5 protein-coding genes are annotated in these 6,272 nt (G+C 65.7%); 3 read left to right on the top strand and 2 right to left on the bottom strand.

Annotation, left to right across the window (positions count from 1 at the left end; genetic code table 11):
- Positions 1–17: 17 nt before the first annotated feature.
- A complete protein-coding gene (locus AB1A62_RS21900) occupies positions 18–1,016 on the bottom strand; it encodes a LuxR C-terminal-related transcriptional regulator (RefSeq protein WP_366663575.1) in 999 nt (332 codons plus the stop codon).
- Positions 1,017–1,796: 780 nt separating this feature from the next.
- On the opposite strand from AB1A62_RS21900, the gene AB1A62_RS21895 reads away from it, so the two are divergent.
- Positions 1,797–2,465, top strand: coding sequence for a response regulator transcription factor (locus AB1A62_RS21895; protein ID WP_366663574.1), 669 nt, complete (start codon positions 1,797–1,799; stop codon positions 2,463–2,465).
- A gap of 714 nt (positions 2,466–3,179) precedes the next feature.
- Here AB1A62_RS21895 and AB1A62_RS21890 read toward each other — a convergent pair.
- Positions 3,180–4,424: a glycosyltransferase family 4 protein gene (locus AB1A62_RS21890; protein ID WP_366663573.1), complete on the bottom strand. Its 1,245-nt coding sequence runs from the start codon at positions 4,422–4,424 to the stop codon at positions 3,180–3,182.
- A 140-nt stretch (positions 4,425–4,564) separates the two neighbouring features.
- Here AB1A62_RS21890 and rfbC point away from each other — a divergent pair, with 140 nt between their 5' ends.
- Positions 4,565–5,119 (top strand): dTDP-4-dehydrorhamnose 3,5-epimerase, encoded by a 555-nt coding sequence (rfbC, locus tag AB1A62_RS21885; protein ID WP_366663572.1) that lies wholly within the window; start codon positions 4,565–4,567, stop codon positions 5,117–5,119.
- Between the two features lie 19 nt (positions 5,120–5,138).
- Positions 5,139–6,191, top strand: a complete 1,053-nt coding sequence (gene rfbB, locus AB1A62_RS21880) for a dTDP-glucose 4,6-dehydratase (RefSeq protein ID WP_366663571.1) — start codon at positions 5,139–5,141, stop codon at positions 6,189–6,191.
- Positions 6,192–6,272 lie beyond the last annotated feature (81 nt).

The following is a 6,272-nucleotide window of genomic DNA, read 5'->3' as shown; positions in this document are numbered from 1 at the left end:
GTCCTGTGCCATCTTGTTCATGACGCTCTCCCCAGCGAGGCCTGCCAGGTCAGCCGCTGGGCCATTTCAGCCCGGCCGGGCGCCTGCATCTTGGCCAGCACCCGCTTGGCATAGGTGTTGAAGGTCTGCACCTTGAGGCCGGCGATATGCGCCGCCTCGCGGTTGGAGAGCCCAAGCTGAATGAGCGCCGCCACCCGCGCCTCGGCCGGCGACAGCCCCATTTTCTGGGCCAGCATCTCGATGCGGCGGCGGTCGGGCTGGCGCGGCAGGATCGCCACCACCAGCGGCTGGCCGGAGCCGGCGCAGCGGTAGCGGGTCAGCGACACCGGCAGCCGCAGGCCGCTCTTGCGGTCCTCCAGGAACAGGATCAGCTCCTGCGGGCCGCGGGCGCTGCCGCGGCGGGTGCGGGCGCATTCGGCGACCGCCGCATAGAAGCCCGCGGTCTCGCCCGGGCGGGCGCAGCTGAGGCGGCCGGACTGGTCGCTCAGCAGGTCGCCGCCGTCGAGCATGTCGCGGCCCGATTCATTGCAGTGCAGCAGCTGGCCCTCGGCGTTGAGCACCAGCACCGCGCTGTCGGTCTTCTTGGAGACGGTCCACAACAGCGCGCTGGTCACCGCCGCCTGGGTTTCGCCGGCCAGCTCGCGCAAACTGTCCTCGCGCAGCACCGGCCAGATCGCCTGAAGGATGTCGCCGCAATGGGCATCATGCGGGCCGCCGCCGAGCTGCAGCGCGATCAGGTCCTCGCTGCCGTCCTCGAAGCTGCAGGTGAACACCGCCCAGCCGCGGCCTGCGGTGAGCTCCGCCGCCAGGGCGCTCAGCTGCGGCTGCTCCGCCGCGGCCAACTGTGCCGCCAGCATCCGGGCCGCCGCCCCGCCGGGCTGCCGGGTGCGGAAAGCGGTGGCGCTGCCGGGCTGCAGCTGGCGCCGCAGCACCGCCGCGGCGGCGCTGGAACAGGCGCCGCCCAGGCCGGGGTCGCTGGTCAGCACCGGCGCGCGCCGGTGGCCGGGCTGGACCAAGGCCAGGTGTGTCAGGGATGAGATTTGCCTCTGGAGAGACCGCGTGAAAAACAACCTGCCCGTTTGCGAAACGGACGCACTCAACATAACCATGTTGCCCCCCGGCATGACATAATGAATGTCTTGAGGGTAGCACTCTGGCGGCAGGGTCAAACCGGGCATAGGGGGTACGCCGAAGGCCTGTCCTTACTGCGGCCTTCGGCTGGGCGGCCGGGCAAAATACCACCATGGGGGTAGCTGCAGGAGGCAGCAGCGGCGAATCGCTGAAACCTTGAGTTGTTTCAGCAGGAGATTGAAGTATCTTAAAATTGTAGAAACCCAATTGGAAACACTGCGTTTCCGCTTTGGGAACAATGCCAAGGGGGTAGGGCGCCCGGGGCAGATCACGTGGAAAAACAGCCGGATAAGCCGGGGCCGGCAGCGGCACCGGCCGCGGGACTGCCAAAAAGCACTGCTCCGGGAGGGGAAGTTTCTTAACAATAAAGGATAGATTCGCTACGGTTTATCCACAGCAATGCGCATCAGAAGTGTTTGAACGCCGGCGTGCGCTGCCTGGCCCGGGACGTTTTTTCCGGGTGTGTTCTGTATTTATCACGATCCGGAAACGGCGGCGCGGTGCCGCTGCCGGGGCCCAGGCGGCAGCAAGCAGGTGAAGTGTGTTCCGGGGGGCGGCGGCGCATTGCATAAAGACGGCCTGCCGGGGGGCGGGCCAGCCATAACAGCGCTCCAGGGGGACGGCCGGATGCAAATTCCGGCATGTTACGAGTAAAGGAGTTTTGGATGCCTGTTCACGTTGTGGGGGAAAGCAGGCTTCTCAGGGACATGTTTCTGACCATCTGTGAAGCAAACAACTACGAGACCGGGCGCTGCTGCGGCGCCCTGTCGGAACTGCCGCAGCTGCCGGCCCGGGATATGGTGCTGTGCTACAGCCATGGCGCCGGCGCGGAACTGCATGAGGAGCTGCAGGCCTTCCGCGCCCGCAACGGCGCGGTGCCGCTGATCCTGATCACCGGCGATGAGTGTCCGGCGGCTGATCAGCTGCAGCTGAGCCGCTATGCCGAGGCGGTGATCCCGGAACGCAAATCGGCCGGCGCGCTGATTGCGGCGCTGCAGGTGGTGCAGGACGGCTACCGTATGGTGCTGTCCGGGGCCGCGGCGGCGGCCGCTGTGGAAGGCGGCGTGCCGGCGGTGCGGCACGGCGCGGAGCCGCAGGCGGCCGCACCGGCTCGCCAGGAAGCGCGGCACGGGCTGTCGGACCGCGAGCGGCTGATCCTGGCCAAGCTGACCGAAGGCGCCACCAACAAGAGCATCGCCAACGAACTGGGGATCTGCGAAGCCACGGTGAAAGTGCATCTGCGCACCTGCTTCCGCAAGATCGGCGCCAAGAACCGCACCCAGGCCGCGCTGTGGGCTTCCGAGCAGCTGCCGCCGCAGGCGCACCGCCACTGAGTGCAGCCGCGGCCGCAAGCGCTGCGCCGGACATGCAACAGGCGTCCCGGCCCTTCGGCCGGAGGCGCCGCTTGCCGGATGCGGGCGGGGCCGGGGCCCGCCGCATCCGGCCGGTGTGCAAAAGCTTTCTCAGCAAGCGAGCCACCACCAACGTGCCAGAACCGTTATCACCAAATTGCCGGTACATGTCTGCGCAAGATTAAGGAAGGTTACTGGAGGCCGTAAGGACAACCTTGCACCTCTGGCCCAGGCTGGTTTTTTTGAGGCGCTTTGCACGGTCCCACAGGCGGGCTTTTGGCTTAGCTTCCCTGAGGGCTCAGGCCAGCAGCGCCCAATTCGCCCCCTTAGGGTCTCAGATTGGTACCACACATAACGCAGCAAAGCTGCAATCAGCACAAGGTGCTGATTTTATTGTTGAAATTGGAGTTTCGGCAATCGGGCACTGCTAGACCCTCGTGAAGCCTTATTTTTAAGGGCCGGAAGGGGCGTGCCACGGGTGATGGCACGGCCGTGCCACACGAATGGCACGGGATGGCAGGCCGCTTTCCGGCCGGTTTGAGCCTCTGCCATCGCTCGATTTCCGCCTCTGCGTCTAGTTCCAACCCAATACGTTCTCAGGTGGTAATATCACGATACGCTCAGCGGCCGTTTTTTAGGCGGGCTGTGGAGCCGGTATGCCATTGGCACCTGCTATCGCAGCGGTGGAGCTGCATTTCACCTGAGCTTGATCCGCCGTACTTCCGGCACGAGATCATTGATACGGGCGATATGCTCCGGCAAGCAGCGGCTCAGGAAATCGTATTTCTCCACCACATGGGCGCGGGCCGCGGGGCCGATATGGGCGTAGTCACCGGGATTGGCCAGCACGTCCGCCACCTGATCGGCCAGCTTCTCCGGGCTGAAGAAATCGACCAGCAGCCCGGTCTCGCCATGGGTGATCGCCTCGCGCACCGGCGCCACATCGGCCGCCACCACCGTCGCCTGCATCGCCATCGACTCCAAGAGCGACCAGCTGAGCACGAAGGGCATCGTCAGATAGATATGGCAGCGGCTGATCTGGATGATCCGGGTGAGGTCTTCGTAGGGAACCCTGCCGAGGAAATGCACCCGGCTCCAGTCGACGCTGCTGCCCAGTTCATCCTCCATCTCGCCGCGCAGCCCGCCGGGGTGCTGGCTCTCGGCGCCGTAAGAGGTCTCGTTGCCGCCGATCATCAGGATGCGCGCATTCGGGCGCTGCGCCTGGATCCGGGGCAGGGCGCGCATCATGATGTGGAAGCCGCGGGCGCGCTCCATGTTGCGGGCAATATAGGTGACGACCTCATCGTCGCGGGTGAGGGGCCTCTCCAGCCGTCCGAGCCCGACGGAGGCCTGCGGATCGGGGCCCAGTTTGTCGGTGCGGATGCCGTCATGGCAGAGATACATGCGACCGTGGAAGCTCTCCGGGAAGCGGTCGCGCTGCCAGGCGGTGGGCACATGGCCCAGATCGACCTGCTCGATGCTGGTGTAAGGCACAGAGTTGCGGGCCTCGGCAAAGAAATAGGCCTGGTCGTTGGGCGGGTTTTCCGGATCAAACCCGACCAGCCCGCCGGAGGTGCGGTAAAAATACTCGAAGAAGCCGATGACGGGCACATCGGGGTAAGGGTCCTTCATGAACATCAGCTCGCCCCAGCCGGTGTGGCCGATGATGATGTCGGGGGTGAAGCCCGCATCCCGCAGCTGCCGCGCCGCCAGCGCCGCGCCGAGGCCGGACCCGGCCGCCGCCTCCCAGTCCTTCGATAGCCCGAAGGCGTCCTTTTCCGGGGTGCGGAAGGGCTTGTAGACAACGGTTTTGATGCCCGGGAGCTGCACGCCCTCGCGCTGGGTCAGAAAGACGATTTCATGGCCGCCCTGGGCGGCCAGCCAGGGGGCGAGCTCGCGGTACTGGCCGGGCATGTTCTGATGCACAAACAGGATTTTCATGGGTTCATGCTTGCCGGGGCAGGGCCGGGGATGCAAGCGCGGGGCGCGCGCGCGGGCAGGGATCTGCCCCGGCTGTTGCCCTGCCGCCAGCGCGGGGCTAGGAGTGGCACAGGCATGGATGCGATGACGTGAGGGCGGGAATGCAGGTTGAGGAAACGGGTCTGCCGGGGCTGAAGGTGCTGACACCGGCACGGTTCGGCGATGCGCGCGGGTTTTTCAGCGAAAGCTGGAACCGGCGGCGGATGCAGGAGGTCGGAATCGATCTGGACTTCGTGCAGGACAACCATTCGCTGTCGGCCGCGGCCGGGACGTTGCGCGGGCTGCACTTCCAGGCGCCGCCGCATGCCCAGGACAAGCTGGTGCGCTGCGGCCGCGGCGCGCTGTTCGACGTGGCGGTGGACATCCGCAAGGGCTCGCCCGCCTTTGGCAAATGGTTCGGCATCGAGCTGAGCGCCGAAAACGGCAGGCAGCTCCTGGTGCCCAAGGGCTTCCTGCATGGCTTCCTCACCCGGGTGCCGGACACCGAGGTGATCTATAAATGCACCGATTACTACGCGCCGGAGTGCGACGGCGCGGTGGCCTGGGACAGCTGCGGCATTGACTGGGAGTTCGAAGGCACGCCGGTGCTCAGCAAAAAAGACGCCGCAGCGCCCGCGCTTGCGGATTTCGACAGCCCGTTCACTTGGCAAGAATAAGACCGGGGAAGGATAAGAGATGAAGCTTCTTGTGACCGGCGGCGCCGGCTTTATCGGATCCGCGGTGGTGCGGCTGGCGATCCAGCGCGGCCACCAGGTGGTGAACCTCGATGCGTTGACCTATGCCGCCTGCCTCGAGAATGTGGCGGAGGCGGCTGGGAGTCCGGACTATACCTTCGAGCACTGCGATATCCGCGACCGCGCCGCATTAGACACTGTTTTTGAGCGCCATCACCCGGATGCGGTGATGCATCTGGCGGCCGAAAGCCACGTGGACCGGTCGATCGACGGGCCGGGCGATTTCATCGAAACCAATATCACCGGCACCTTCAACATGCTGGAAGCGGCCCGCAAGTACTGGACCCAGGCGGGCAAGCCCGACGCCTTCCGTTTCCATCATATCTCGACCGATGAGGTCTACGGCTCGCTGCCCGCCGACCCCGCGGTGCAGTTCACCGAAGAGACATCCTACGATCCGCGCTCGCCCTATTCGGCGAGCAAGGCTGCCAGCGACCATCTGGTGCGCGCCTGGGCCGAGACCTATGGCCTGCCGGTGGTCTTGACCAACTGCTCCAACAACTACGGGCCGTATCATTTCCCCGAAAAGCTCATCCCGGTGGTGATCCTCAATGCGCTGGCGGGCAAGCCGCTGCCGATCTACGGCGACGGTTCCAACGTGCGCGACTGGCTCTATGTGGAGGACCACGCCGATGCGCTGCTCTTGGTGGTGCAGAAGGGCGCATTGGGCCGGTCCTATAATATCGGCGGCGAGAACGAGCGGTCGAACCTGGAGCTGGTGCAGACCCTCTGCGAAATCCTGGATGAGAAACGCCCGCGTGCGGATGGCAAGTCCTACAAGGATCAGATCACCTTTGTCACCGACCGGCCCGGTCATGACGCGCGCTATGCAATCGATCCAACCCGCATCCGCGAAGAGCTGGGCTGGCGGCCCTCGGTGACGGTCGAGGAAGGGCTGGAGAAGACGGTGCAGTGGTATTTGGACAACGAGGCCTGGTGGCGCGCCCTGCAGGACCGCGACGGCGTCGGCCAGCGGTTGGGCACCGGCAAGTGAGCGCGAATATGCCACTGAGGGCAGCGCTCGGCCCGGCGGGGGGGAAGCGAAGCGCCCGCCCCGTGGGGGGCGGGACGGGCG

It is taken from the genome of Leisingera sp. JC11 (genome assembly GCF_040704725.1).
Taxonomy (GTDB): Bacteria; Pseudomonadota; Alphaproteobacteria; order Rhodobacterales; family Rhodobacteraceae; genus Leisingera.
The sequence above is the reverse complement of the archived record's forward strand: the minus strand, read 5'-3'. Positions and strand labels throughout refer to the sequence as shown.